Source organism: Streptomyces sp. NBC_00654, from assembly GCF_026341775.1.
Taxonomy (GTDB): domain Bacteria; phylum Actinomycetota; class Actinomycetes; order Streptomycetales; family Streptomycetaceae; genus Streptomyces.
Genome location: NZ_JAPEOB010000004.1, coordinates 187414 through 214282 on the forward strand (window position 1 = coordinate 187414; position 26869 = coordinate 214282).

A 26869-nucleotide genomic window follows, 5' to 3' on the forward strand; every position below is an offset into this window, starting at 1 on the left:
GGGCGACGTCAGACCGACGCCCGCTTGGGCTCGTTCTCCTCGACCGCGGGCCGGCTCCCACCGGTGTCCGCCGCGCTACGGGCGTCCCTCCGCTTCTTGATGACCCGCTCGCCCCAGTTCAGCAGCGGACGCTCGAAGAAGTAGTAACTCACCGTGGCGAGCACGAGCGTGCCCGCCACCACGACGGCCAGCATCTCCCAGAATCCGACCTTCCCGACCAGGAAGGCGGCGGGCACCGGCGGGGCGCCGAAGATGCTCCCGCTCTGGAACCAGAGGTACATCACCACGAAGTGCCAGAGGTAGATGCCGTAGGAGATGCGCCCGAGGAAGCGTGTCGGGCGATTCGTCAGCACCCTGTCCATCAACGGCGAACTGGCGTCGGGCGCGACCAGCGGGACCATCAGCAGGAAGGCGAACGCCAGGAACGATATGTGCTGGAGCATGGCGAACTGCGGTGTTCCGTAGTCCCAGGTGCCCCATTTGCCCAGAGGGGAGGTGCAGTTGACGAGGTAGGCCACGAGTGCCCCGACCCAGAACAGGTTCGGCCTCCTGATGGCCAGACGGTAGAGCGCGGGCATCTCGCCCGGCGACTGCTCCGCCCGGACCGAGAGTATGGCCATTCCCATGCCTATCCCGAAGAGGCCCAGACGGCTGAACGGCCACCAGTACTCGGGCGGCCAGGGGCCCATGGACTCCATGTGCATGTATCCGGTGAACAGGAACCCGACCACTATCATGACGGCGAGGGGGATCATCATCCGGCGTATCTTCCGCGCCGGGTCGACGACCCGGCCCGCGAGCCAGTGCATCAGCCAGGCGAGCAGGGGCAGCACGAGGTAGAACTGGGCCTCGGTCGGAATGGTCCACGTCGGGTCCATGCCCGCGTACCAGACGTAGTCGTAGTCCTGCATCAGCAGGATCGGACGCAGCACGTACCAGATCGAGTTGATGCTCGAGAAGTTGAGGAGCAGCAGACAGACCGCCGTCAGCAGCCAGTAGGCGGGCATGAGCCGCAGCCCGCGGCGGAGGAAGAACTCGCCCAGCACGGGCTTCCGGGCCCCGCCGAGCGTGGCACGGGCGAAAGGCTTGTAGAGCAGCATGCCGGACAGGATGAAGAAGGGCCCCAGACCCACTTCCGCGCCGACCGACAGGATGGACCAGATCCCCTTCTGGGGCGGTCCGGATTCGGAGCCGAGAACCACACCTGTGCTGAATGCGACGTGGGTGATGACCACGACCATCGCACAGAGTCCGCGAACCCCATCGAGGCTTCCGATGCGTTTCTTGTCGTGGGGTCTCACAGTGGACCCGGTCCCGAGTGCCGTCATGGCGGATACCTCCAGTTTCAATGGGCCGCATCAGCTTGCTTTCAAGACATTCGTGGCGCATCTCTTGGGTTGCGGTATTCGACGGAAGCCCTGACTCCGGGAACTTTTCCTGCTGGGTGGCGTCTCTCCGGGCGCTTCCGCCGCACGAAGAACACCCGGTACCGGGGGATTGCGGAACAGCCCTCGGTACCGAGCGGCCGGCGGTATCGGCGGCGGTACCGGCGGGACGGCACGGAAGACTCGTGAACCCCCGCCGAGGTATCGGCGGGGGTTCACAACGGGTCCGGCGCGAAGGAACTGACAGCGCGAAGGAACTGAAGGCGCGAGGGGATGAAGGTGCGAGGGGATGACGGCGTGAGGGAACTACGGAACCGGGAAGCTACGGGTGGGCGTCGGCCCGGCCCGTGCTGTGGAACACCGAGGTCCGGGTCCGTCCGTCACCGAGGTCGGTGAAGACCAGGCTGGAGACGATGCCCGAAATGGAGTCCCGGTAGGAGAGCAGTTCGGGTTCGACCACCGCGAGAAAGACGCATGTCATCGCGTACTCGTCAGCGTCCGCGTCCCTGACGGCGGTGCCTTCGAACCGCCCGCCGGCCCACGGCTCGATCGTGATGCTGGAGGGTGACACCGTCGTACCTGCCGGGCCCCAAAAATTGACGAACTGTTCCGGCTCGACAAAGGCTCTGAAAACCAGTTCTCGCGGGGCGTTGAAAACTCTTGTGGCAGTGAGCTCACCGAGAGCGGAACCTCGTGGGCTCCTGTCGAGGGCGGCCACGTACTCGTCGGTGGTGGCGGAATTCGCCACGTGATCTCCCTGAATTCTTCTGGGGATGGCTTTCGCGCCCAGTTTTTCAGAGGCCACGGGAGCACGCATCTTCGAGGTTGCGCAGTTGTGGTGGTGCGCATTCCTCGGCCCCGGCACGTCGCGGGGCGACATGCCGGGGCCGTGGAGTGGGAAGCCGCGCGGGTTACAGGAAGTTGATCGGCTGGCTGCCGCCGTCACCCGTGGCGCTGAGTACGACGATCTGGGTCTGGGTGGCCTTGGCGTCCACGGTGCCCCAGACGGTGCCGTCGGAGCCCACGACCGCCTGGAAGGAGGTGTGGACGGTGATCGAGCTGTTGATCTTGCCCTGCGCGTCGGCGGTGACGTTCACCGAAGTGGTCTTGTCGCAGCCGAACTTGCCGGGCTCCACCAACGCGCACTGACCGACCTGGAACTGCGTGTTCGGCGTCAGACCCGTGGCCGCGACCGAGATCTGCTGACCGTCGGACAGGCCCGTCGACTGCGACACCGTGACCGCGGCGGCCGCGGCCATGGCGCCGGGCTGGACGGCGAGCGCCAGTCCGGCGGCGACCGCGGCGGTGGCACCGATGCGAGCGATGAGGCCGAGCTTGTTCTTTGCAGTCATTTTCTCTGACTCCCTGTCGTGTGCGTCGTGTGCGTCGTGTGCGTCGTGTGGAGGGGCGGGCTGTTCCGACCTGTGAATGAATCTAGTAATCATGAAAGGCATCGGCATCTTCCAGGTTGCTTCATGAAACTCAGCAGTTGGCAGGGGTGCTGACGGTCCCGCACGGGAGACGACCGATCCGTGGCGATGACGGTGGCGGTGCCGTTCGCACCCCCGGAGCCCGTGTCCTGCCCCGCTGCCGGGGCGGGAGGAAGACGCCGGCGGGACGCCCCGGGAACCGGTTACCGGGCCACGCCCGGATCTGCGCACGACAGGAGTTGGCCCCCCATCGAGCGGCTGCCGACGATGAACAGATCCATCCGTGAGACAGCCACCAGCAAAGGACACACCCGGTGCCGCACATAGCGATCAGCAATGGCCTTCCCGGCATCAGAGGCCTGATGGCCGAACGCCCCGACACCGCCGCCCCGCTCAACGCGCTCGCCGACGCCCTCCTGCGCGGACCGTCACCGCTGAGCCGCGGGGAACGCGAACTGATCGCCTCGTACGTCTCGGAACTCAACGAGACCCGTTTCTGCGCCGACACGCACGGCGCCGCCGCCGCGGCGCAACTGGCGGGCGGAGCGGACCTGGTCAAGGCGGTCCGGCACCACGTCGGGACCGCGCCGCTGTCCCCGCTGCTGCGGGCCTTGCTGCGGATCGCCGCGGAGGTCAAGGACGCGGCCCGGCCCGTCTCGGACCGAGCGGTGGCCGCGGCACGCGCCGAGGGAGCCACGGACGCGCATCTGCACGACACCGTCCTGATCGCCTCGGCGTTCTGCATGTACAACCGCTACGTCAGTGGCCTCGCGACCGAGCTGCCGGGCGAACCCGGTTACTACGAGGAGTCGGGCCGGCGGATCACCGCCCACGGCTACGCCCCCATCATCTGAGAGGCGGGACCACATGCCCGGGCAGCCACGCAAGCCGCTCTCCCCGAAGCGCGCCCATCGCCGAGCGGTCACCGCGACCGTCGTCGGCAACTTCGTCGAATCCTTCGACTGGCTGGGATACGGGCTCTTCGCCCATCTCTTCGCAGCCCGCTTCTTCCCCTCCTCGAACCCGGTCACGTCCCTGATCGGCGCGTTCGCCGTACTCGGCATCGGCGTACTGGTCCGGCCGCTGGGCGGCATCCTGCTGGGCCGCCTCGCCGACCGGCGCGGGCGGCGCCCCGCCCTGATGCTCGCCATCAGCCTGATGACCGCGGGTTCCGTACTGATCGGCATCACCCCCACCTACGACCAGATCGGCCTGCTCGCCCCGCTGGTCCTGATCCTGGCCCGTATCGCCCAGGGCATCTCCTCGGGCGGCGAGTGGCCGGCGGCCGCCGCGTACCTCATGGAGGTGGCGCCCCAGCGCCGTAAGTCCCTCTACGGCAGCCTCTTCTCCCTCACCACCGTCGCGGGCGCGTTCACCGCGTCCCTCCTAGGTGGCGGCCTGACGGCGCTGCTCGGCCCCGATGCCATGGCCTCGTGGGGCTGGCGCGTCCCGTTCCTCGTCGGCGGACTCTTCGGCGCGGTACTGATGATCATGCGTCGCCAGCTCGCCGAGACCGAGGTCTTCCGGCGCGAGGCCAGCGAGCGTCCTGCCCGTGGGTCCCTGCGCAAGGTCCTCGTCACCTACCGCCGTCAGGTCCTCAGGTCCGTGCTGTTCATCGCGGGCATGGCCGCGGTGGGCGGCGTATGGACCTCCGTGGTGCCGGCCATGGGGCAGAAGCTGGGTGCCCCGGGACTGATGTTCTGGGTCGTCGTCTGCGCCACGGCGGTCCTCATGGTGGTCAACGTTCCGATCGGCCTGCTCGCCGACAGAGTGGGTCCCCGGCGCTTCCTCCTGTCGGCGAGCGTCGTCTTCGCCGCCGCCGGTTCCTACACCTACCTGACCATCGAGGGCACTTTCACCAGCCTGCTGCTCACCTACCTCAGTGGCACGGTCTACCTGACCTGCGTCACGACGACGCTCCCCGGCATCCTCTCCGAGCTCTACCCCACGGAGAACCGTGCGCTGGGGCTGGGCCTGCCCAACGCCGTCACCTCGGCCGTCCTCGGCGGCATCGCACCGGCACTGGCCACCTATCTGGCGGAACGCGATGCGTCGGGCTGGACCATGGCCTGGGTGATGGCCATGGTCCTGCTCGCCTGGCCGGCGGCCTTCATGCGCTCGCCCGCCCCCGCACCCGCCGCCCCATCTCCCGGATTCAGCCTGGTGGGATGAGATCCTGCCCACATGAGCGATGAGTTTCCGGCCCGGACGAGGTCTACTCCCCGAACGGCTGTCAGGCTCCCCGCACAGGGGACCAGGACCTGAACACCGGACAAGCAACAGAGCCACGGGCGCGGGAGATAAGAATGTCGTTTCAGGCGTATCTGGACACGATCGAGGACAAGACCGGACTGACTCCGCGAGAGTTCATCGCGCTCGCGCACGAGCGCGGCTACGACGACCCCTCCACCAAGGCCGGAACGATTCTGGAGTGGCTCAAGACGGACTACAACCTGGGCCGCGGGCACGGAATGGCACTGGTGCACGTCTTCAAGAAGGGCGCGACGATCGACGCGAAGCACGTCGGATCGTCCGGCTCGCACCGCGACGAGTCCGACACCCTCTGGCTGGACGGGAAGAAGACCCGCCCCTGACCTCCGGATACCGGTACATCCTTCACCAACGGCAGGCTGTTCGCCCGACCTCGTAGCGGGCGAACGGCCTGTCCGCGGTTCCGGAGCCGCTGGACCGATGAGTTCTCCGGTGAACCGCTGTCATCTCTGGGTCAGGGGGTACGACGCCCCTCCCGAGCGAAGCGGAGCACACCGTATGTCAGCAACGCACGAGCAGGCGGCCACTGTGAGGTCGACGGTCGTCTCGAACGACGGCACGACCATCGCGTTCGAGCGGTCGGGCGGTGGGCCTGCCGTGATCCTGGTGTCCTCGGCCCTGGCCGACCGCTCCGACACCAGGAAGCTCGCCGGCCTCCTCGCCCCGCACTTCACCGTCGTCAACTACGACCGCCGCGGCCGGGGCGCCAGCAGCGACGGCGCCGACTACGCGGTGCGGCGCGAGATCGACGACATAGCGGCCCTGATCGAGCACCTGGGCGGCTCCGCCTCGGTGTTCGGCAGCTCATCCGGCGCCGTGCTCGCCCTGCGCGCCGCCGCGGCGGGACTGGACATCGAGCGGCTCGCGCTCTACGAGCCGCCCTTCGCCGTCGTGCCCGGCGACTTCGGACCGCCGGAGGGCTTCGCCCGGCACATCGACGGTCTGCTCGCCGAGGACCGGCGCGGCGAAGCGGTGAAGGCCTTCATGACCAAGGCCCAGGGCATGCCCGGGTTCATGGTCGCGACGATGCGGCTGATGCCCGGAGTGTGGTCGAACCTCACGGCGATGGCCCACACCCTGCCGTACGACATCGCGGTCATGGGCGACACCCAGCAGGGCAGGCCGCTGCGCGCCGAGGAGTGGTCGTCCGCGGCCGCGCCGACCCTCGTGATCACCGGCTCCAAGAGCCCCGACGGCTTCCGGAGCGCGGCGCGAGCGGTCGTCGAGGTGCTGCCCGACGCCGGTCATCGGACGCTCCAGGGCCTCAGCCACGGAGCGGTGGTCATGGCGCCCAGGAAGCTCGCGCCGGGGCTCGTCGAGTTCCTCCGGGGCTGATCCCCACCCCGGATCACCGCCTCCACCGCCGTCACCGCACTCCTGGACGCGGTGACGGTCTGGAGCCCGACTCCGGATCGGCATACGGTGGTTGCCCCGCCGCCCGTACGAAGGAGTGCACGCATGCCGGTCCCCCTCGGTCTCGGTCTTCCCCAGATGAAGCGGTACGACCTCAGCCGCGATGTCGCCGACGTGGCACGGGCGGCGGAGGAGACCGGGTACGACAGCCTGTGGGTCTTCGAGCGTGTGCTGTTCCCCGAGAACACGGCCCAGGGCCTGTACGGCGTTCCGGGGATGCCCTGGCCCGATCGGTACCGCGGCATCGCCGACCCGCTGATCACGCTCACCCTGGCCGCCGCCGCCACGGACCGGGCCCTGCTCGGGACCAGCGTCCTGGTCGCCCCGCTGCACATTCCGTTCCAGCTGGCCCGCTCGCTGGCCTCCCTCGACGCCGCCGGCGGTGGCCGGGTGGTCGCGGGCTTCGGCACCGGCTGGTCGCTCGACGAGTACGCCGCTGCCGCCGTGGCCCCCTTCGAGAAGCGCGGTGCCGTCCTGGACGAACTGCTCGACGTGTGCGCCGCGGTCTGGGGTCCGGACCCGGTCGCGTACGAGGGCGAGCTGACGGCCATCGCCCCCTCCGAGGTCGGCCCCAAGCCGGTCCGGCCGATTCCGGTGTACCTCGCCGCGGGCGGCCCGCGCGCCGTCCGCCGCCTGGTGGAACGGGCGGACGGCTGGATGCCCGTCGCCATGGGCGCTCGGCAACTGGGTGAGCAGTGGCGGCGGATCCAGGATCTCGCCGCCGAACACGGCCGCGACCGCCCCCTCCGGGCACGCGTCCGCGCCAACGTGATCTACAGCGCCAAGCCGGTCGAGGACCGGGACCGCGCCGCCTTCCACGGGAACGTCGCGCAGATCGTGGACGACCTGGCGGCCCACGCGGCCACCGGCGTACCGGAGTTCCTGCTCGACCTCCAGGCCACGGCACGCGACGCCGCCGAGCTGACGGACCTGGCCGCCGAGGTGTACGAGACGGCTCGCGCCGCAGGGATCTGACGCGGCAGAACCCCTCATCCCTCATGCCTCATCCCTCATCCGGCATCCCTCATCCGGCATCCGGCATCCCTCATCCGGCATCCGGCATCCGGCATCCGGCATTCCAGGATCGCCCCATGCGAACAGCTGAGGACACCGCGCACATGACTGAGCCCGTGCAGCGCCCTGCCGGTCACGTTCCGTCGGACGTCACGGGGGAGGCTCACCATGTCTGACGAGCACGAGAACCCGGCCGAACTCGTACGCGCGCGCTACGCCCTGTACGTGGAGTCGCTCCGGGCCCGGATGCCGCAGGAACAGTTCGCCCTGCTCATGGAGATCGTCCGCCTGTGGGTACGGGGCGGGGGCGGTACCGCGCGGCTGGAGCTGGACGGCCCGGAGAGGGAACTGTTCACCCCGGAGGTCCAGCAGGAATTCCTGAACCTCATGGGTCTGATCGGCGCGATGCAGCCGGGTCACGAGGACCGCGCCGACCATGTCGTCGCCCGGCTCGGCGATGGCGAGCACACCAGGGGCGCCATGTCCCTCGTCCCGCCGGACGTCGCCGCCGACCCGGAGAAGCTGCGCGCGATGAGGGACCGGATCGACGCCGAGCAGGGGCAGCGGACGCGGGATCAGCGGACGGTGGAGGAGATCGCCCGCGCGAGCGGCATGAGCACCTCGGATCCTTCGGACACCTCGGGTCCCTCGGGACCCACGCAGGCTGAGGACAGCTGACCGAGGACGGCTGACTGAGGACGGCTGACTGAGGACGGCTGGCTGGGGGCGCGAAGCGTCCTCAGCCATGGCGCCGATCTCTGTGGACGCTGGCGCCGGAACCTCCCCCTAGTGGCGCCACCATGGCGCTGCGCAATGCCATCGCATCTCATCTCCCCGCCGGGGTGATCCTGGTGCGCGCACATGTCTGAGAGAAAACTCCAGGTCAGAGAGGTATGCGCCAAGCGGGCGTCAATCTGGCTCGCTATGGCGCTATCGATGTGCCATGATGGCGTCATGGGCCTCACGCCCTAGCCGAAAGCTCTTCCGGCGCCCGCCCCACCTTCACCAGCGTCACCCGCACGAGCCAAGAGGACGGAACAGCCATGCCTTCTTTCGAGACCCCCGGACCGATCACCGCGACCGTCGAGCTGGACTTCGGCACCGCCCGTATCACCGCGGGCAAGCGCACCGACACGGTCGTGGAGGTGCTGCCGAGCAACGGTTCGGACGACGACGACGTACGTGCCGTGCGGCAGACCCAGGTCAGCTGCACGGACGGCCGCCTCAGCGTCAGGACGCCCAAGAAGCGGTCTCCGTTCGGCACGGCGGGATCCATCGAGGTGAGCATCGAACTGCCCGCCGGATCCGATCTCCGGGGAAGCACGGGCCTGGGCAGCTTCCACTGCGAGGGCCGCTTCGGGGAGGTCGCGCTCACGTCCTCGCTCGGTGACCTCAAGGTCGACGAGGCGGCCGGTGCCGACCTCAGGACCGACCACGGCGGCATCCGCCTGACCCGTTCGACCGGGGACATCGAGGTCGTCGGCTCGGGCCGCATCGAGCTCGGCAGCGTCGCCGGCGCGGCGACCGTCAAGAACCTCAACGGCGCGACCGAAGTCGGCGAGGTCACCGGTGGTCTGACGGTCGGCGCGGCCAACGGCGACATCTCCATCGGCATCGCGCACGGCAGCGTGGGTGCCACATGTGCGAACGGCCGGATCGAGGTCGGGGTCGCCCGCTCCGGAGTCGAAGCGACGTCTTCCAACGGCGGCATTCGCGTCGGTGAGGTCATCCGCGGCCGTGTCGACCTGCGTACCTCCGTCGGCGACCTCGACGTCGGCATCCACGAGGGCACCGCCGCCCGGCTCGACCTCAACCCGAAGTACGGCACCGTACGCAATTCACTCGACCCCGCCGACGGCCCCGCGGGCTCCGGCGAGCCGGTCGAGGTGCACGCCCGGACCACGGCCGGCGACATCATCATCCGCCGCGCCTGACCCTGCCTGCCCCCACTCCCCTTCCCCGAAAGGAAAAACGGCATGACTGCCACTCAGGCATCCGCGCCGACCGTCGGCACCACGTCTACGTCTACGTCTACGGCTCCGGCGATCACGGTCACCGGTCTTCGTAAGTCGTACGGTGGCAAGGTCGTGCTGGACGGTGTCGATCTGTGTGTTCCGGCCGGGTCGGTGTTCGCGTTGCTGGGGCCGAACGGTGCCGGTAAGACGACCGCGGTGAGGATCCTGTCCACGCTCGTCACGGCGGACGGTGGTGATGTGCGTGTGGGGGGTCATGATCCGGCGGTCGAGCCGCAGGCGGTGCGGGCGGCGATCGGGGTCACGGGGCAGTTCTCCGCGGTCGACGGGCTGATCACCGGCACGGAGAACATGCTCCTCATGGCGGACCTGCACCACCTGTCCAGGGCGGAGGGGCGGCGGGTCACCGCCGGGCTCCTGGAGCGGTTCGGTCTGACGGAGGCCGCGGGGAAGCCCGCCTCGACGTACTCGGGCGGGATGAAGCGGCGTCTGGACATCGCGATGACGCTGGTCGGGAGCCCGCGGATCATCTTCCTCGACGAGCCGACCACGGGCCTGGACCCGCGCTCCCGCCACAACATGTGGGGCATCATCCGTGAACTCGTCTCCGGCGGGGTGACGGTCCTGCTCACGACCCAGTACCTGGACGAGGCCGACGAGCTCGCCGACCGTATCGCCGTCCTCCACGACGGCCGGATCGTCGCGGAGGGCACCGCCGACGAACTGAAACGGCTCGTGCCCGGCGGACACGTACGGCTCCGCTTCACCGACCCCGCCGCCCACCGCTCCGCGGCGTCCGCCCTGCACGGGTCCACCCGGAACGACGAGGCGCTCACCCTCCAGATCCCCAGCGACGGCACCCAGCGCGAACTGCGCTCCATCCTCGACTGGCTCGACTCCGCCGGTGTCGAGGCCGACGAGCTGACCGTCCACACCCCCGATCTCGACGACGTCTTCTTCGCCCTGACCAGCACCAGCACCGCCGGCACCGCCGGCACCGCCGGCACCACGTCCCAGGCAGACCAGTCCAAGGAGAACGCCCGATGAGTTCCCTCTCCCTCGCCGTCCGCGACTCCTCCACGATGCTCCGCCGGAACCTGCTGCACGCCCGGCGCTATCCGTCCCTGACACTGAACCTGCTGCTCACGCCGGTCATGATGCTGCTGCTCTTCGTCTACATCTTCGGCGACGTGATGAGCGCCGGCATCGGCGGCGCGGGCGCCGACCGCTCCGCCTACATCGCCTACATCGTGCCGGGCCTGCTGCTGATGACGATCGGGAGCACCACCATCGGCACGGCGGTCTCGGTGTCCAACGACATGACCGAGGGGATCATGGCCCGCTTCCGCACGATGGCGATCCACCGCGGCTCGGTCCTGGTCGGGCATGTCGTCGGCAGTGTCCTGCAGTGCGTGATGAGCGTGCTCCTCGTGGGCGCCGTCGCCGTCGCCATCGGGTTCCGCTCCACCGACGCCACGGCCCTGGAATGGGCCGCGGCCCTCGGACTCCTCGTCCTCTTCGCGACCGCGCTCACCTGGATCGCCGTCGGTATGGGCCTCGTCAGCCCGAACGCCGAGGCCGCCAGCAACAACGCCCTCCCGATGATCCTGCTCCCGCTCCTGTCCAGCGCCTTCATCCCCGTCGACACCATGCCCGGCTGGTTCCGGCCGATCGCCGAGTACCAGCCCTTCACCCCCGCCATCGAGACCCTCCGCGGCCTGCTCCTCGGCACCGGGATCGGCCACAACGGCTGGCTCACCCTCGCCTGGTCCCTCGGCCTCACCACCCTCGGCTACCTCTGGTCCACCTCCAAGTTCCACCACGACCCGAAGTAACCACCCTGAGCACGCGGGCCGACGCCCCGCCCCCGGCCACCCGGGGCGGGGCGTCGGCCGTGCCACCCGCGGAACCACGGGCTTGAAGCTTCCGCAGCGGCAGCCTCTACCTTCGTGAGCAGGGCCGGAGAGGCCGGCCCGGTGAAGCGACTCGTGAGGGGAGACGGCGATGGCCTGGCCGACCGCGGAAGTGGCCCGGATGTCGGGCGTGACGGCCCGCACCCTGCGCCACTACGACGAGATCGGCCTGCTGCCACCGGCCTGGACGGGCACCAACGGCCACCGCTACTACGAGGAGCGCGAGCTGCTGCGGCTCCAGCAGATCCTCGTACTGCGGGCACTGGGTCTGGGCCTGCCCGAGATCGGCCGGGTCCTGGCCGCGCAGGTCGACGAGCTGGAAGCCCTGCGCGGCCATCACCGCAGGCTGCTCGCCGAGCGCGACCGGCTCGACGCCCTGGCCGGCACCGTCTCCCGCACGATCACCGAACTGGAGCGATCCAGAGAGAACGGTGGTCCCATGACCGGCATCAACCGACCGGAGAACCTGTTCGAGGGCGTCCGCCCCGCCATGTACAGGGAGAGCCTGCGCGACTTCCCCGAGCTGGCCAGGGAGGTCGAACGCCGTACCGCGACGATGACCGAAACCCAGATCGAGACCGGGCACCGCGAGCGCACGGCACAGATGATCCGGCTGGCCGAACTGCTGACCGCCGGTACACCCGCCGACGCGGCGCCGGCGCAGGCGGAGGCGGACGCCCAGTACCGCACGCTGAGCGAACTGCGCGCCGTGACCGCCGAGGAGTACCGGGCGATCGGGCGCTCCTGTGTGGAGAACGAACCGTGGCGCGCGGCATACGAGGCGATCGCGCCGGGTCTGGCCGCGTACCAGCGCGACATCATCGAGGCGTACGCCACGACCCGGCTGAGCTGAGCCGAGCCGAGCCGAGAACCGGATCCGGTGCACCGGGGGCTCCGGGGGCCCTGTGCGGTCCCCGGGGCTCCTACACCACACCCGGCCCGCAGGTCTCGACATTTGATCAACTACAGCGAATTCAGGGGTACTTCGGAGGACTTTCGAGTGGGCTTCCGAGGCCTTCCCTATCCTCCCGATCATGAGTATCCCCACCGAGCTGATCGGTAGTATCCCGCGCCCTTCGGACCTTCACTCCGCCCTCACCGCGCACGCGCGGGGGCGGCTGAGCGACGCCGACCTGACCAAGCACCAGGAGCAGGCCGTCGCGGAGACCCTGGCCCGGCTGGCGGAGCTGGGCAGCCCCGTCCTGGTGGACGGGGAGCAGGCCAAGCCGAGCTTCGCCACCTACCCGGTCGCCGGCCTGGCGAGCCTTTCGCCGGACGGCGTCGTCATCCCGTTCGCCGACGGACACACCCGGCAGCTGCCCTGCATCACCGAGGGTCCCTTCCGGTACCAGGTGCACGCGGAGACCTATCTGCGCGAGGCGCAGCGGCTCACCGACCTGCCCGTCAAACAGGCGGTCATCGCCCCCTCCGCGCTCAGCCTGCTCTATCCGGCCACGCCCATCGAGGGGTACTCCCGCGAGGAGTTCCTGCGGGATCTGGCCGACGAGGCGGAGGCCGACATCCGCGGCTGCCTGGACGCCGGGGCCCATGTGGTGCAGCTCGACTTCACCGAGGGGCGGCTGTCGCTGAAGCTGGATCCGAGCGGCGGTGTCCTGGACGACTTCATCGCTCTCAACAACACGGTCCTCGACCGGTTCAGCGACGCCGAACGCGCCCGGATCGGCGTGCACACCTGCCCCGGCGGGGACCAGGACTCCACGCACAGCCTCGATGTCGACTACGCCGGGCTGCTGCCCAAGCTCTTCCAGCTCAGGGCGGGCAACTTCTACCTCCAGCTCGCGAGCGAGGCGGACCCGGACCGGGTGCTGAGCATCGTCGCGGACCATCTCCCGCCAGGGGCAAGGGTGTTCATCGGTGTGACCGACCCGATCGATCCACGGGTGGAGACACCGGAAGAGGTACGTGACCGGGTGCTCGCAGCCGCCCGTCACCTTCCGGTGGAACAGCTGGGCACCTGTGACGACTGCGGCTTCTCCCCGTTCGCGGACGACGCCTCCACCTCACGCGACCTGGCGTTCGCGAAGATCAACGCGCGGATTCGGGGTACGGCCATGGCCGCCGAGGCCCTCGGCGCCTAGGGCGTGTGTCGAAAGTAGCGCCGTCCGCCCGAAGGGCGGGGCTCACGGCGTCCGGTGCGTGCGATCGCGAGGCGGAGGAGTGTTCTCGTACTGGACGTACGAGAACACTCCGACAACGCCGACAACGCCGACAACGCCGACAACGCCGACAACGCCGACAACGCCGACAACGCCGACAACGCGGCGAGCGTGCGTGCCGGGCGTCGCGAGCCAGGCGGGACTTTCGACACACGCCCTGGCCCCGGGCCACGCGTCCGGCCTGCGGACCGTGAGTGGCGTACGGGCCCTGCGGAGGACGGCCCGGCACGGGGGTGTTCCCCGGCCGGGCCGTCGTCAGGCGGAGCCCCGCAGCGCCGCGAGGGTCTCCTCGGCCAGCACCCGCGCCCGGTCCACCGTCGCCGTCAGCGCCCCGGCGCTCACGCCCGGCGCTCCGAGCAGTTCACGGACCCGGGGGCCGAAGTCCGCCGGGGCGCCCGGGAGCGACTCGGCGACGGCCAGCGCCCCCTTCTCGTTGAGGCACCAGCGCCGGTCCCCGGCGAACAGCGCCTGTACCAGCACACCGACGGCCCGGGACAGGCACAGCGCGACGTACAGCGTGTCCCCCCGGGCCGCGCCCTTCCCCGCGGCGGTGACCAGGAACTCCGCCTCCCAGGCTCCCGCCGTCAATGCCTCCCGCAGCGGCTCCGGATACGTCGTCGCCCGCAGCCGTAGGTCCGTCAGCTCGCCCGAGGGATCGGCCAGCACCTGTCCGAGTGCCACCTCGCCCGCGTAGCAGGGAGACCAGAACCCGAGCGGATGCCCGGCCTGCACACCGACCTCGTACCGGCCCTCGCGGCAGTCCTCCCACACCCGCTCGACCCGGTCCAGGTCCCGCAGGATCCAGTCCACCGCGACACCCTCGGCCTGGAGCCACGCACCGCCGTTCACCCACGGCCCCCAGCCACCGGGCCCGGCCACCTCGACGTCCGGTCCGGCCAGCGCGCGCAGCGCGTCGAGGTCGAGTCCGGCCCGGTAGTAGACGCCGAGGTCCCAGTCCGAGTCCGGCCGGTGCTCCCCACGCGCCCGGCTGCCGCCGAGCAGCACGCCCACGACTCCCGGTACTTCGGCCAGCCGTGCCGCCATGTCTTCGATGATCACTCGCATGGAGCGAGTCTGGCAGCCGACCGGACGGACGGGCCAGCCGGTTTCGTACCGCGGCGGCGGAGGCGGGAACCGCACCCGCCTCAGTCCAGTGTGATCCGGGCGGCGACGGGCAGGTGGTCGCTGCCGGTGGCGGGCAGCGTACGGATGTGGCCGACGGTCGCCGAACGGGCCATGACCTGATCGATCCGGGCCACCGGGAAGGCGGCGGGGAAGCTGAGGGCGAAGCCGCGTCGCGCCGTGTTCATCCGCGAGGTCAGCGGGGCCAGCCCATGGTCGTCGACCGTGCTGTTGAGGTCGCCCAGCAGGATCACCCGGCGTACCTTCTCGGCGGCGACGGCCTCGCCCAGCAACCCGGCACTCTCGTCACGGCGGGCGGACGCGAGGCCGCTCGCTCCGATCCGGACCGAGGGCAGGTGTGCGACATACGCCGCGACCTCGCCGCGCGGTGTGTGGACGACGGTCCGCAGGCCACGGCTCCAGCCCTCCGCGATTCCCCGGGGCCTGATGTCCAACAGCCGGGTGCTGGACATCGGATGCTTCGACCAGAGTCCGACGGTGCCCCGGACCGCGTGGTACGGGTAGTCGGGGGCGAGGGTCTTCTCATAGACCGTCAGCGCCGGAGGCACCAGCTCCTCCAGTGCGATGAGATCCGGCTCGGCGTCCGCCAGCGCGCGGGCCGTGGCCGCCGGGTCGGTGTTCTCGTCGCTGACGTTGTGCTGCACCACGAGCAGATCGTCCGCCCCGGGCCCGTCCCCGGGCAGCAACAGCCCGCCGAAGAGGTACGCCCAGGCCGTCACCGGCAGCAGCAGGGCCACCAGCGCGACGGCCGAACGGCGCAGCAGGACCAGGCCGAGCAGCAGCACGGCCACCAGCCCGAGCCAGGGCAGGAACGTCTCCAGCAGACTGCCCGGACCGCCCGCGAGGTCGGCGACGACTCCGTGGAACACCAGCAGCGCGGCCGTCAGCACCGCGAGCGCGGCGAGCACCCGCCCCCGTCCCCGGGGCGACCGGTTCCCCGGGCGCCCCTCCGTGTCCCCGCCCCGTTCCGCCCACCGGAACGCCGCCCCCGCTCTCGACGCCGTACCGCTGTCCGCCCGCCGCACCATGTATCCCCTTCGCTTGCTCCTGCCCCCTCCAGGACGTGCGGTCCGGCTGATCGGTTTCCGGGGTGCCGCCCGGACCGACCCGGTCGGCGAGGTCCTGAAGGCCGGTGGCCGGTGGCGGCGGACCGCAGCATGTACGCGGCCTGATCGGGCGTGGAAACCCGAAGAGTTGTCGGCATGCGGTCAGCCAAACGCCTCCGTCGTCCCTGTCACCCGTTCGTGAGTTCCCGGGCCACCGGGGCCCCGGAAGCCGCACCCTCGCACAGAGCGGCCGACGACCGTGCCGCCCGAGCGCAACGGCTACAGGGGGAGAGGCATGACCCGAGCGGAGAACGGCGGAGGGCCGGGGGAGCGGACGGTTCTGATGGTGGTGGGGCTGGCCGACCTGGCGGTGGACACACTCGGCACCACCGTGGGCACGCTCCGGTCGCTGCTCGGCCGGTCGGACATGCCCGAGCTCGCGGCCGACGCGAAGTCGGACCTCCGGGCCCGGGGCCGGCTGGCGCTGGACCGGTACACGACGGTGCCGCCCGCGTACCTGGAGGTGCTGGCCCGGCACGCCGTGGCACGCCGGGCGGCCGACCGCGATGCCTGACCCGTACGGGGCGGACGCCTTCAAGGGCCGTATCGACGGGGTGCTGAGCGGTTTCGTGGCGCGGGAGACGGACGAACTCCTCGCCATCGACGCCGATCTGCGCCCGGTGGCGGACCAGGTGGAGGCGGCGGTGGCCGAGGGGAAGCGGCTGCGGGCGGCCTTCTGCTACTGGGGCTGGCGGGCCGCCGGTCAGCCGGACAACGACGCGCTGGTGCGGGCGGCGGCGTCCATGGAACTGGTGCACGCCGCCGCCGTGGTGCACGACGACATCATCGACGACAGTCCGCTGAGGCACGGCAGGCCCACCGCGCACCTCGCCCTGGGCACGGCTCTCGGGCCCCGGCCCCGGGCGAGGAGCGCGGGCCGGGCGCTGGCGATGCTGGTGGGCGATCTGCTGATGTCGCTGGCCGGGCAGCTGTTCGTCAACAGCGGCCTGCCCGCGGCCTGTCTGGCCCGCGCCCGTCCGCTGTGGGCGGCTCTCGCCCGTGACCTGATAGCCGGGGAGTGCCTGGAGATCCTGCGTACCGGTGCCGTCCCGGACACCGGCGACTCGCTGAAGGTGATCCGGTACAAGACCGCGAAGTACACCGTCGAACAGCCGCTGCTCATCGGCGGCGCCCTGGCCGGTGCGAGCGGCAGGCTGCGGGAGGGGCTTTCCGCCTACGGGGTGCCGCTGGGCGAGGCGTTCCAGCTGCGGGACGATCTGCTCGGCCTGTTCGGCGACCCGGCCCGCACCGGCAAGGCGAGCCTGGACGACGTGCGCGCCCACCGGCCCACCGCCCTGCTGGCGGAGACCTGGCGGCTGGCGGGCGAGCCGGAACGCGACCTGCTGCGCCGCCTGCTGGGCAGAGCGGACATCGGCCCGGACGGGCTGGAGGCGGTACGCGGGGTGATGAGCCGTCTGAAGGCGCCCGAGCGGATCGAGCGGATGATCCGGGCGCGGGCCGAGGAAGCCACCCGCGCCCTGGACGGGACGGACATCCCCGAGCACGCCGAACGCGCCCTGACGGCGCTGGCCCGGTCCGCGACCGTCCGCCACCACTGAGAACCCGCACCGCACGGCGGCCCGGCAGCGCTCCGGCGATCTGCCGGGTGCGTGCGCCCCGGGCCGGAAGAGAAGCCGAGGAACCGAGCATGATCTACACCGAGTCGTCGATGGACGCCCTGCGACAGGGCGGCGACGAGCTGGCCGACGCCACCGTGGCCACGCTGTTCGAGCGCGGGGAGGTGGGGAAGTTCAACACCCTCATGCGGTACGTGTCCACCGCGGGGAGCCCGCTGCCCGAGGGGCTGCCCGAGGTCGCGCTGGAGTATCTGCGCGCGACCGGTGCGCCGCCCGCGTGGGTCGACTGGGGCGAGATGGAGAAGGCGCGGCTGTTCTTCATCGACAACAACGTGCACATCTCCACCGCGCTGTCCTTCGCGTCGATGCCCGCCTGCTACGTCGTCCCGCACGTGGCGAAGCTGCTGTCGGCCACGCACGCGCTGGAGTACCCCTCCCAGCGGATGGCGGAGACCGGGCAGTTCACCGTCCACCTGATGCGGCCCGACGCGTTCGAGGCGGGGAGCCGCTTCGTCCCCGCCGTGCAGAAGGTCCGTCTGCTCCACGCCTCCATCCGCCACCACCTGCGCAGGGAGGGCCGCTGGGACGTCGGGACGCTGGGGACCCCGATCTGCCAGGAGGACATCATCGGCGGTCAGATGTTCTTCTCCCTGCTGGTCCTCGACAGCCTGCACCGGCTGGGCATCCACATGAGCGTCGACGGCGCCGAGGCGTACTTCTACGCCTGGCGCGTGGTCGGCGCGATGCTGGGCGTCGACCAGGACCACGTACCCGAGGACCTCGACTCCGCCCGGCAGTTCCTGGACCTGTACATGACCCGGCACATGGGGCCCAGCGAGGAGGGCGCCCGCCTCACCCGGCAGCTGATCGACCTCTACGAGGAAGTGGTCCCCGGCACGCTCCTCGACCCGGTCGTCCCGGCGCTGATCCGCCATCTCATCGGCGACACCTGCGCGGACTGGCTGGACGTGCCGCGTTCCGCCTGGGACACCCTGGTCAAGGCCGTGCCCCGGCTGCTCGGTGTTCTGGAGACCATCGAGGACCGGTCCCCGCTCGGAGCCCGTGCCCTGGACCGGCTGGGCCGGCTCACGACGGTCCTGGAACTCTCCTCCCTCACCCGCGGCCGGGTCATGCACTACGCCATTCCGGAGCAGCTGAAGAAGGACTTCGGCGTCTCCGCCGCCGTCTCGCGCACCCGGCGCTGGGCCCCGCCCGCGCCCACGGTCGGCCCGCGCTGACCGCCACCGCCGGCCAGGGGCCTCCCGCGGGTGCCGGGAAAGCCCTCAGGGCCGCTCGCCCACCTGTGTGACCCGTTCGTCGCCGAGCCGGTGCTGCACGTCCTGGAGGAGCACCCGCAGCAGCCCGTTCAACTGGCTCTGCTGCTCGGGCGTCAGAGCGGTGATCAGTTCCGCCTCCCGGTGGAGCACCTGGTCGACGGTGGCCTCGACCAGTGCGTGGCCCGCCGGGGTCAGGGTGACCAGCACGGTTCGCGGGCGTCCCTGGGCGGGCTGCCGGACGACGAGCCCCTCGCGCTCGGCACGGGCCACCCTCTGGGAGACCGCGCCTGCGGTGACCAGGGAGCGGTGCCCCAGTTCGCGGGTGCTCAGGGTGTACGGGTCACCGCTGCGGCGCAGCACGCTGAGCAGGTCGAGCGTGGCCGTGTCCACGCCCGCGTGGGCCAGGACCCGGCGCCGGTCGTCACCGAAGAGCTTGGCCAGCTGCCAGATCGGGGTGACGATCCCGATGGAGGAGACGGGCGTCCCGGGACGCTCGCGCTCCCAGGCGGCCGCGATGTCCTCGGCGGACGGAAGGCCGGAATCCCCGACCCTACCGTCCGACGCCGGGACCAGGGGTTCTCTTGCCATCGTGCCACTCCCAGGTGTTACGTTTAGCTCTAAATTTAGGTCTACACCAACCATACGGAGCTGAGTCCATGGCACGCAACATTCTGGTCACCGGCGGTTCCACGGGCATCGGCCGAGCCCTCGCCGGCCACTTCGCCGAGCGCGGCGATTCCGTGATCATCACCGGCCGGCGACCCGGTCCGCTCAAGGAGACGGCCGCCGCGATCGGCTGCCGCGGGCTGGTCTGCGACCACACCGGCCCGGAGGCGCTCACCGCGCTGCTCACGGAGCTGCCCGAGCGGATCGACGTACTCGTCAACAACGCGGGCGGCAACACCGACTTCGACGCGGACGGTGCCGACGACCTCGCCGCGTACGCCCGTGACTTCCGTGCCAACCTCGACGCCAACCTCGTCAGCGCGGCCCTGACCACCAAGGCGCTGGAGAGCCGTCTCGCACCCGGTGGCGCGGTCGTGCACATCGGCTCCATCGCAGCGGACCAGGGCGCGGGCTCCTACGGCGCGTCCAAGGCGGGCCTGGCCGCCTGGAACCTCGATCTCGCACGGCAGCTCGGTCCTCGCGACATCACCGCCAACGTGGTCGCGCCCGGTTACACCGGCGGCACGGAGTTCTTCCGCGACCGCCTTCCCGCCGAGCGACGGGAACACCTGATCGCCGACACACTCACGCACCGCCCCGGCACACCGGCCGACATCGCGGAGGCGGTCGGCTTTCTGGCGTCTGTGGCCGCCCGGCACATCACCGGGCAGGTGCTGCACGTCAACGGGGGCGCCCTGACGACCCGGTGACACTCCACCCGCAGCCGGCACACGCACGACGGCGGCTCCTCGGCCCCCTGGGGGCGGGCTGCGGCGCCCGCGGGCCGTCACGGCGGACACAACCGGGCCCATGGGGCCGGGGCCGGTGGGCTCCGAGGTGGCCACCGCGGCGTTCTCCGGATCAGCGGGAGGCGGCGGGGCCGACGTTCGGTGGCTGGACGAGCAGGCGTTGAACCGCGGCCGCACGTCGCCTGAACCGGCCCGGCGGCCACGCCGCTGTCCGCCGGCCCGTACCTGCGGACCCGGGTCCGTAACCGCCCACGGCCCGGCCCGGCTCCCTCATCAGGAGCCGGGCCGGGCCGGCGGGCGTGTCCGTTGCCGGGCGGACGGGGCGGGTGACGCCGCCGGGTGTCAGGCTCGCTTGGACCTGCGGCGGGCCGCCAGGACCAGGCCGGTACCCACGGCGAGTACCGCGGCGGTCCCGATGATCATCGGGACGGTGCCGCTGCTGCCCGTCGAAGCGAGGTCGCCGCCCTTGCCCGGCGTCTTGCTCGACGACGGGGCGGGCGTGCCCGGTACCGCGGGCTCGGAGGAACCGGAGGACGGGGTGCCGCTCTCCGTGGGCGGCGTCACCGAGGCGGACGGCGTGGCGTCCACCGGCGGCGTCGTCGTGGGGGTGTCGCTCGGCGTCGGTGTGGTGGTCGGGGGCTTCCCGGTCTCCGGAAGGCAGCCGGTGAAGGGGAAGTGGTGCGTCTCCGCGCCGCCCGAACCGTGCAGCGAGGCGACCCACACCGAGCCGTTGACCGGTGCGCCGGTACCCAGCTCCAGATGTGCCCGGGGTGCCAGCACGCTGCCGGGCCAGGCCGCCTTGCTGCTCTTGGTGACCGTGCGGGCCTCGGGGAAGTTCCACAGCAGCCGGGCACGGACCTTGCCGTCGGAGGCGCTCTGGAGCTTGTCGTCGAGTACGTAGTCCTGCCCACCGGACAGGAAGAAGCCGGTGGTCCCCGCCTTGGCCATGTCGTACGTCTCGCCGCTGACGTTGACGATCGCGGTGGCACCGGCCGGGATCTTGAGGTAGATGTCCTTGGCCTGCTCCAGCTGACCGGCGGTCACCTTGAAGATGTTGCGCCCGGTGTCGCTGCCCTTGAGGGTGAGCTTGGTGCCCTCCAGCGCGACGTCCGTGCCGCTGGTCACCGCTTCCCCGGCCAGTGCCGAGGAGTAGGCGCGGAGCTTGGTGAACTCGGCGTCGAAGTCGATCAGCCCGGCGTCCTTGCGGAACGTGCCGGAGTGCAGCTCGACCGCGCGGTCGCGGACCTCGCCGCCGACGACCGCGTTGCCCTTCATCACCGCGGTGACCGAACCGCCGTTGAGCAGGTCGCCGCGGACGACGAGCGAAGCCCGGCCGGGCAGCGCGTCGACCTCGGCCGCGGTCAGCTCATTGGCGACGCTGAATCCGCCGCGGAAGTCGGCGTTGCCACCCACGGCCACCGCGCCCTCCGCGTCGGGGGAATGGACATCGTCGCCGAGGACGAACTCGCCGTACTTACCGGCGATTCCGAAGGCGTCGGTGGTGCACCCTGCCGAGTCGGCGGGGGCGGCCTGTGCGGCCGGGACGGCCGTGAGGCCGAGAACGAGAGCTCCACCGAGCATGGCTGCTGCGGCGGTTGCGGTTATGCGCATGGGGCGTGATTCTCCAGCGGAGGTGGTTGTAAAGATTCCGTGGCGGTTGCCCATAGTTTTCACACAATCAGATATTGGTCAAGACCAATGCCCAAAGGGCTGGCGAAAAGCGTCAAATGACGGATTTGTTCGACTATGTGGGATCGGATGCGGCGCGGCCGGGCGGGGTCGTCGCCCCGCCTCTTCAGGCCAGAACACCCCCGCCGCCCGCACGTGGGAGGGGTGGTTCCCCTCGAAGGCGGGGGCGTGCGGAACCGGCCGGACATGGCGGGGCGCCGTCGCTCGCTCGCCGCGCGCCCGCCTCCCGGCCCGTGGTGACGCGCCGGGAGAGTTCGGCGCGGGCCGCGGGAAACGGGGCTGACTGTCCTGGGAAAGAATAGGTTGCTGTCAATCTGAACGTTGACTAGAATTTTACTAGGTTGGTCAGTATGCTTGTCGCGCCACGTTCGTTTGATCCAACCGGATGGCCCGTACCGCCTGCATTACGATGATCTCGCAGATCAGGACGGCGGCAGAAGGCGCGGCCACGTCTGAAACTCCGGTGAAGACATATACGCCATATCCGCCGGTCCGGGAAAAGTTCGCTTCAGGCTCGCTTTCTCGAGACCTGTCAAGTGAGGGGTCACAGTGACCGCGATCGAAGGGCTGGGATCACGTATTCGGCGACTGCGCAGAGCTGCCGGTCTTTCCCAGGAGGCACTGGCCCGTCCCAACCTCTCCCCCAGCTACGTCTCCCTGCTGGAGGCCGGAAAGCGCGTCCCCTCGGAGGACGTCCTCGCGCAGCTCGCCGAGCGGTTGGGGTGTGATCCGGCCTATCTCATAGGGATGATCGCCAAGCCGGACTCGGTGGATCTGGAGATCGAGCTGCACTACGCGCAACTCGCCCTGCGCAACGGCGAATCGCAGGCGGCGCTGGAGACCTTCACCGCTCTGCTGGCCAAGTTGCCGGCCACCGACCGGACGGATCTGCGGTTCGCCGTGGAGCTCGGCATCGGCCAGTCCCTGGAGCATCAGGGCGAGCTGGAGGAGGCCGCCCGGAACTTCGAGTCACTGCTGCAGTGGTCCGCGGCGCAGGGGCGCGGCATCCTGGACCGGCTCAGCGTGGTCATGCCGCTGTGCCGGTGCTACCGCGAACTGGGCGACCTCTCGCACGCCATAGACGTCGCCGAGGAGGTGCTGGCCGAGGCGGACGCCGCGGACCTGCCGCCCACGGTCACACAGCTGGAGCTGCTGTCCACACTGATCGGTGTGTACTGCGAACGCGGTGACCTGCACCGGGCGAACTTCCTCGCCGGCGAGGCGATCAGCCGTGCCGAGGTCATGTCCGACCGCCGGGCGCTCGGCGGCGCCTACTGGAACGCGAGCGTGGTCCTGCACCGGCGCGGACGGTCGAGCGAGGCCCTGGACCTGCTGAAGAAGGCCGTCGCCATCTATGCCGAGGGCGACGACGAGCGCGCGCTGGCACGGGTGCGCAATGCGCACGCGACGGTGCTGCTGCAGTCGGACGACCCCAACCCCGAGGTCGCCAAGACGCTCCTCGAACAGAGCGCCGCCACCCTGCGCACCCTGGGCAGCAGCCTCGACGTGGCCTACGTCGAGACGGCGCTGGCCCGCGCGGAGGTGATGCTCGGCTGTGCCGGGGCCGCGATCGAGCACGCCGGGGTCGCCCTTGACCTGCTGGGACCCGAACACCGGCTGGAGAGCGCGCGCGTGCATCTCGTGCTTGCCGCCGCCCATCTGCTGCGCGACGACTACGACGCCGTACAGGCCGCGTACGAACGGGGGGCGTTGCTGCTCGAAGCCTCCGAGGCCGGGCGCCAGGCCGCCTTCGCCTGGTCGGAACTGGGCGAGATCCTGGAGAAGAGCGGGGAGAGCGAGCGCGCGGTATGGGCCTACCGCCAGGGGATGCGTCTGATGGGGCACCGCAGCTCGCTCGTCGCGAACACTCCGCGCCGGGTCCGGCAGGACTGACGCTCCCTCACACCCTCCGCGCGCCCATCCGCCCCAGCGCCCCAGCGCCCCATGAGACCTCTCATGGGGCGCTGCATGCTGTACGGGGGCCGGTGCCGGGGCGCGGGCCTGTGGTGCGGCGCGGCGCGGGTACGGCCCGGACGTCAGCAGCAGAGTGGGATGTCGGTGTCGATCTCGCTGTTGTCGAGCATGACCGCCTCCGAACCCACGCCGCCCGCGACCGTCTCCACGGCGGCGGAGCTACCGGGCAGGAGAAGCAGGGCGGCCAGTAAGTAGACGGCGATCTTCTGCATTGCAGACACCTCTCATTTGCCACGGCGATGGCCGTAGGGAGTGCGACGGGATCGAGCATGACAGTCCTCGACTGGGCCAGTCAATAAAACAAAGACGCAGGCGAATCATCTGTATTGCCTTGTTTATGCACCGTATCTACCGTGCGCATTCCGGTATAATTGATGACATTTTTACGGCAATATCGAAGGGGAAAAAGTTTGTTACTCTGTGAGTCATATTTGAGTCATTAAGTTTGGAGGCAGGGTGTCCGGCAGTGGGGCGAGGTGGCCGGTGCGGAGTTCGCCCGGCGCCATTCATCAGGTGGCGGACGCCCTGGCAGCCCGCGGCTACCGCTGGCAGCCGCCGCCCCCGCTGGGAGAGGCCGGCGGCTCGGGACCGTTCGCGCACTACGGCGCCGCGTCCTGGATCGACCCCCTGCTCCCGCCGTTGTCCCACTCGCGCGGCGGGGTGCACACCGTGCGCTGGTCCATCAGGACCCACCGCCTGCACGGCGTGCCGACCGCGATGCCGCCCTCGGCCCAGCGGGTGCTGAGCGCGGTCTGGGCGGGCCCCCGCCCGCCGCAGGTCCCCGTCGGCGACGTGACCGGCGCACTGGCGCACGCGGGCCTGGACCCGCGGCGGCTGGCCTGTGTCGTCTCGGCGCGGCCCCCGGACGGCAACGCCGTGCACGAGGCGCTGACGGCCCATCCGGTCACCGCCGCGGGACAGGTGAGCATCGACACGTGCGCCGGCGCGGCGCTGCGGCGTACGGTGCTGGCGGTGCGGGCGCACGTCAGCATCGAGTATCCGGTCGGCGCCCCCTGCAGCGGCACCTGCCGTCCCGGCTGCCGGTGCGGCCGCTATCTGGTGCTGGCCCGGCTCCAGTTCGGGGAGACGTCCCGGGGCCGCTCCCTGCTGGAGGCCGTCGTCCTGGAGAACGGCCTGCTCGGCGCCCTGGGAGACACGCGCGAGCCCTTCGCCGTCCGGCGGTTCGCGCCCCTGGTGCGCAGCGCCCACGAGTCGCTGCCGGACCAGGTGGCGGCCGCCGCCGGTGCGGAGCACGTACGGCTGCTCGTCGACCGCTGCTTCACGGCCGCGCTGCTGCTCGGGCAGGGGGTCGTGCCGGGTGCGCGCGGGCGGGCCCATGTGGTGCGGCGGCTGCTGCGGCAGGCCGGGGTCCGGCTCTTCCTCGCGGGCGGCTCGCTGACCCGGCTCGACCACCTCGTGGGGGTGGCGGACGGCTCGGTCCGCGCCGAACTGGGCTTCGCCCCCCTCACGGTCGTCCTGTCCGACACCGTACGCACCGAGCGCGAGGGCCTGGCGCGGGTGCTCGCCCGTGCGCCCGTACTGCTGCACCGGGCCGTCGCGGGCCACCGGGAGCCGGCCGCGCGGGCGGACGCCGTACTGCGTCTGCGCAATGAGCACGGTGTGCCCCTGGACCTGGCCATGACGTGGTGCCGGGAGAACGGCATCTCCGTCTCGCTGAGGGATGTGGCACGGCTGGAACGGAGCGCGCGGGGGCCGGCGAGGCGGGGTGTCCGGCCGGAGGGCTGAGGCGGGGCGCGCGGCGGGGCGCCGGCGCGGCGGGGCGAGTACGGGCGCGGGGCGAGCGACGAGGGGCGCGGGGCCGCCCCTTCCGTACGGGAGGTCAGTCGGCGGACGCGGCGTGCAGGGGTTCCTCGTCGAGGAGGCCCTGCTGTGCGGCGAGCACCCCGGCCTGGAACCGGCTCTCCGCGCCGAGTTCCTCCATGATGTCGGCGATGTGCTTGCGGGCGGTCCGCAGCGACATCCCGATGCGGCGGGCGATGGTCGCGTCCTTCATGCCCGCCGTGAGCAGCCGAAGGATGGTCCGGTCGATGTCCTTGGCGACGAGCTCCAGGCCGTCGGTGGCGGCGTCGGAGAACGGGGTGGCCTGCGTCCACTCCTGCTCGAACACGTCGCACAGATAGCTCACGATGGACGGCTCCCGGATCACCACGGCGCCCCAGGTGTCCCCGCGCTCGGGTATGAAGGCCAGCTTGCGGTCGAAGACGATCAGCCGGCCGAACAGTTCGTGCCGGGTACGGTACTCGGCGCCGCGGGCCGAGAGGGTCGCGACATAGGCCTGACTGGGGCCGTTGAAGCGCGCGGTGTGGTGGTAGAGCGTACGGATCCGCACGCTGCGGGCCAGCATCGCGGTGTCGCGGGGGAGGGCCTCCCGCAGCACTTCGGGGACCCGGTTGCCGCCCGGCTGGCTGGTGAGCATCTCCTGCGTGCACTCCTGGGAGGCCAGGGTCAGGGCGGCGCGCACCTCCTGCGGTCCGGGGATGATCTCGAAGCCGACGGGCAGCCGGCTCAGGCTCTCCAGGTAGTGGCCCCGCAGGCCCGCGAACTGCTCGCGGATGTCGTGCAGTTCGGCCTTCTGGCTGCGGATCGCCGACTCCATGGACGTGGTCACCACGGCGGCCACGAGATCCGGGTCCACCGGGCGGAGGCGGTCGGGGTCGTCCACTTCCGGCCGGAGGAGTCCGAGTTCGGTCAGGGAGGCCACGGCCGACTCCAGCTCGGCGCGGTCCAGGCCCAGTTCGCGGCCGGCGTGGTCGGGGTCCATCCTGCCGTTCCTCGCCACCCACCGGTACAGGGCGACTTCCGTGTCGCCGGGCCGCGTGGGCGGTGCGGGCGACCGGCCTTGGTTCACTGCGAACACTACGTCCCCTGTTCCTCTGGCCCGTGGGACAGCTTGCCGGATGCCCCGGCACGCATCGGGCCCGCAGGGGGCGCGACGGTGCCGAAGTCCGTAGGAGCGGTGCGGGAATCAGTCCGGGATCACCGGACCCGTTTCCCTGTCGCCCCTTTATCGGTCCCCCCGTCACCCTACTGACCGCGAGCCTAGAGATTCGAGTCATGCCTGTCAATATTCGTCAGTCAATAAACCGTGAAT

At 70.7% G+C, this 26869-nt stretch carries 26 protein-coding genes; 17 read left to right on the forward strand and 9 right to left on the reverse strand.

What is annotated here, in order from left to right:
• Positions 1 to 8: 8 nt before the first annotated feature.
• The 3 genes from OHA98_RS39085 to OHA98_RS39095 all read right to left on the reverse strand — a co-directional run bounded on the left by OHA98_RS39085 (position 9) and on the right by OHA98_RS39095 (position 2737).
• Positions 9 to 1328, reverse strand: coding sequence for an acyltransferase (locus OHA98_RS39085; protein ID WP_266932890.1), 1320 nt, complete (start codon positions 1326 to 1328; stop codon positions 9 to 11).
• Between the two features lie 379 nt (positions 1329 to 1707).
• Positions 1708 to 2133 (reverse strand): SRPBCC domain-containing protein, encoded by a 426-nt coding sequence (locus tag OHA98_RS39090; RefSeq protein ID WP_266932891.1) that lies wholly within the window; start codon positions 2131 to 2133, stop codon positions 1708 to 1710.
• Positions 2134 to 2296: 163 nt separating this feature from the next.
• Positions 2297 to 2737, reverse strand: a complete 441-nt coding sequence (locus tag OHA98_RS39095) for an enediyne antibiotic chromoprotein (protein WP_266932892.1) — start codon at positions 2735 to 2737, stop codon at positions 2297 to 2299.
• A 392-nt stretch (positions 2738 to 3129) separates the two neighbouring features.
• On the opposite strand from OHA98_RS39095, the gene OHA98_RS39100 reads away from it, so the two are divergent.
• The 11 genes from OHA98_RS39100 (at position 3130) to OHA98_RS39150 (ending at position 13498) form a co-directional block, all read left to right on the forward strand.
• A complete protein-coding gene (locus tag OHA98_RS39100) occupies positions 3130 to 3669 on the forward strand; it encodes a carboxymuconolactone decarboxylase family protein (protein WP_266932893.1) in 540 nt (179 codons plus the stop codon).
• Between the two features lie 13 nt (positions 3670 to 3682).
• Complete coding sequence (locus OHA98_RS39105; protein ID WP_266932894.1) at positions 3683 to 4987, forward strand: MFS transporter; 1305 nt, start codon at positions 3683 to 3685, stop codon at positions 4985 to 4987.
• Positions 4988 to 5121: 134 nt separating this feature from the next.
• Positions 5122 to 5409: a DUF4287 domain-containing protein gene (locus OHA98_RS39110; RefSeq protein ID WP_266932896.1), complete on the forward strand. Its 288-nt coding sequence runs from the start codon at positions 5122 to 5124 to the stop codon at positions 5407 to 5409.
• A gap of 175 nt (positions 5410 to 5584) precedes the next feature.
• Positions 5585 to 6421, forward strand: coding sequence for an alpha/beta fold hydrolase (locus tag OHA98_RS39115; protein ID WP_266932897.1), 837 nt, complete (start codon positions 5585 to 5587; stop codon positions 6419 to 6421).
• Between the two features lie 123 nt (positions 6422 to 6544).
• A complete protein-coding gene (locus OHA98_RS39120; RefSeq protein WP_266932898.1) occupies positions 6545 to 7474 on the forward strand; it encodes an LLM class F420-dependent oxidoreductase in 930 nt (309 codons plus the stop codon).
• Positions 7475 to 7681: 207 nt separating this feature from the next.
• Positions 7682 to 8191, forward strand: coding sequence for a hypothetical protein (locus OHA98_RS39125; RefSeq protein ID WP_266932899.1), 510 nt, complete (start codon positions 7682 to 7684; stop codon positions 8189 to 8191).
• Between the two features lie 365 nt (positions 8192 to 8556).
• The gene (locus tag OHA98_RS39130; RefSeq protein WP_266932901.1) at positions 8557 to 9447 is read left to right on the forward strand and encodes a DUF4097 family beta strand repeat-containing protein; all 891 of its coding nucleotides are present in this window, start codon (positions 8557 to 8559) and stop codon (positions 9445 to 9447) included.
• Between the two features lie 42 nt (positions 9448 to 9489).
• A complete protein-coding gene (locus OHA98_RS39135) occupies positions 9490 to 10533 on the forward strand; it encodes an ABC transporter ATP-binding protein (RefSeq protein ID WP_266932903.1) in 1044 nt (347 codons plus the stop codon).
• Positions 10530 to 11321 (forward strand): ABC transporter permease, encoded by a 792-nt coding sequence (locus OHA98_RS39140; RefSeq protein ID WP_266932904.1) that lies wholly within the window; start codon positions 10530 to 10532, stop codon positions 11319 to 11321. The genes OHA98_RS39135 and OHA98_RS39140 overlap by 4 nt, the downstream gene beginning before the upstream one ends.
• 169 nt (positions 11322 to 11490) lie before the next feature.
• Positions 11491 to 12252, forward strand: a complete 762-nt coding sequence (locus OHA98_RS39145; RefSeq protein ID WP_266932905.1) for a MerR family transcriptional regulator — start codon at positions 11491 to 11493, stop codon at positions 12250 to 12252.
• A 181-nt stretch (positions 12253 to 12433) separates the two neighbouring features.
• Positions 12434 to 13498 (forward strand): cobalamin-independent methionine synthase II family protein, encoded by a 1065-nt coding sequence (locus OHA98_RS39150; RefSeq protein ID WP_266932906.1) that lies wholly within the window; start codon positions 12434 to 12436, stop codon positions 13496 to 13498.
• A gap of 333 nt (positions 13499 to 13831) precedes the next feature.
• On the opposite strand, the gene OHA98_RS39155 is transcribed toward OHA98_RS39150, so the two are convergent.
• Entirely contained in the window at positions 13832 to 14641 is an 810-nt protein-coding gene (locus OHA98_RS39155) for a nucleotidyltransferase domain-containing protein (RefSeq protein WP_266932908.1), read from the reverse strand.
• A gap of 80 nt (positions 14642 to 14721) precedes the next feature.
• The gene (locus OHA98_RS39160; RefSeq protein WP_266933036.1) at positions 14722 to 15627 is read right to left on the reverse strand and encodes an endonuclease/exonuclease/phosphatase family protein; all 906 of its coding nucleotides are present in this window, start codon (positions 15625 to 15627) and stop codon (positions 14722 to 14724) included.
• 433 nt (positions 15628 to 16060) lie between these two features.
• On the opposite strand from OHA98_RS39160, the gene OHA98_RS39165 reads away from it, so the two are divergent.
• From OHA98_RS39165 to OHA98_RS39175, 3 genes are all read left to right on the forward strand, one after another.
• Complete coding sequence (locus OHA98_RS39165; protein WP_266932909.1) at positions 16061 to 16339, forward strand: polyprenyl synthetase; 279 nt, start codon at positions 16061 to 16063, stop codon at positions 16337 to 16339.
• Positions 16332 to 17384, forward strand: coding sequence for a polyprenyl synthetase family protein (locus tag OHA98_RS39170; RefSeq protein ID WP_266932911.1), 1053 nt, complete (start codon positions 16332 to 16334; stop codon positions 17382 to 17384). Before OHA98_RS39165 ends, OHA98_RS39170 begins: the two co-directional genes overlap by 8 nt.
• An 89-nt stretch (positions 17385 to 17473) precedes the next feature.
• A complete protein-coding gene (locus tag OHA98_RS39175) occupies positions 17474 to 18640 on the forward strand; it encodes an oxygenase MpaB family protein (protein ID WP_266932912.1) in 1167 nt (388 codons plus the stop codon).
• Positions 18641 to 18685: 45 nt separating this feature from the next.
• On the opposite strand, the gene OHA98_RS39180 is transcribed toward OHA98_RS39175, so the two are convergent.
• Positions 18686 to 19267 (reverse strand): MarR family winged helix-turn-helix transcriptional regulator, encoded by a 582-nt coding sequence (locus tag OHA98_RS39180; RefSeq protein ID WP_266932914.1) that lies wholly within the window; start codon positions 19265 to 19267, stop codon positions 18686 to 18688.
• Between the two features lie 68 nt (positions 19268 to 19335).
• Here OHA98_RS39180 and OHA98_RS39185 point away from each other — a divergent pair, with 68 nt between their 5' ends.
• The gene (locus tag OHA98_RS39185) at positions 19336 to 20055 is read left to right on the forward strand and encodes an SDR family NAD(P)-dependent oxidoreductase (protein WP_266932915.1); all 720 of its coding nucleotides are present in this window, start codon (positions 19336 to 19338) and stop codon (positions 20053 to 20055) included.
• A gap of 381 nt (positions 20056 to 20436) precedes the next feature.
• On the opposite strand, the gene OHA98_RS39190 is transcribed toward OHA98_RS39185, so the two are convergent.
• Entirely contained in the window at positions 20437 to 21705 is a 1269-nt protein-coding gene (locus OHA98_RS39190) for a choice-of-anchor A family protein (RefSeq protein ID WP_266932916.1), read from the reverse strand.
• A 627-nt stretch (positions 21706 to 22332) separates the two neighbouring features.
• Between OHA98_RS39190 and OHA98_RS39195 the strand changes: the two genes are divergently transcribed.
• On the forward strand, positions 22333 to 23676 hold the full coding sequence (locus OHA98_RS39195; RefSeq protein WP_266932918.1) for a helix-turn-helix domain-containing protein: 1344 nt from the start codon (positions 22333 to 22335) through the stop codon (positions 23674 to 23676).
• A gap of 143 nt (positions 23677 to 23819) precedes the next feature.
• Here OHA98_RS39195 and OHA98_RS39200 read toward each other — a convergent pair whose 3' ends face one another.
• Entirely contained in the window at positions 23820 to 23969 is a 150-nt protein-coding gene (locus OHA98_RS39200) for a hypothetical protein (RefSeq protein WP_266932919.1), read from the reverse strand.
• A gap of 271 nt (positions 23970 to 24240) precedes the next feature.
• Between OHA98_RS39200 and OHA98_RS39205 the strand changes: the two genes are divergently transcribed.
• Positions 24241 to 25503 (forward strand): alanine--tRNA ligase-related protein, encoded by a 1263-nt coding sequence (locus OHA98_RS39205; RefSeq protein WP_266932921.1) that lies wholly within the window; start codon positions 24241 to 24243, stop codon positions 25501 to 25503.
• A 94-nt stretch (positions 25504 to 25597) separates the two neighbouring features.
• Here the strand turns inward: OHA98_RS39205 and OHA98_RS39210 are convergent, their stop codons facing one another.
• Entirely contained in the window at positions 25598 to 26539 is a 942-nt protein-coding gene (locus OHA98_RS39210; RefSeq protein ID WP_266932923.1) for a helix-turn-helix transcriptional regulator, read from the reverse strand.
• Between the last annotated feature and the right edge of the window lie 330 nt (positions 26540 to 26869).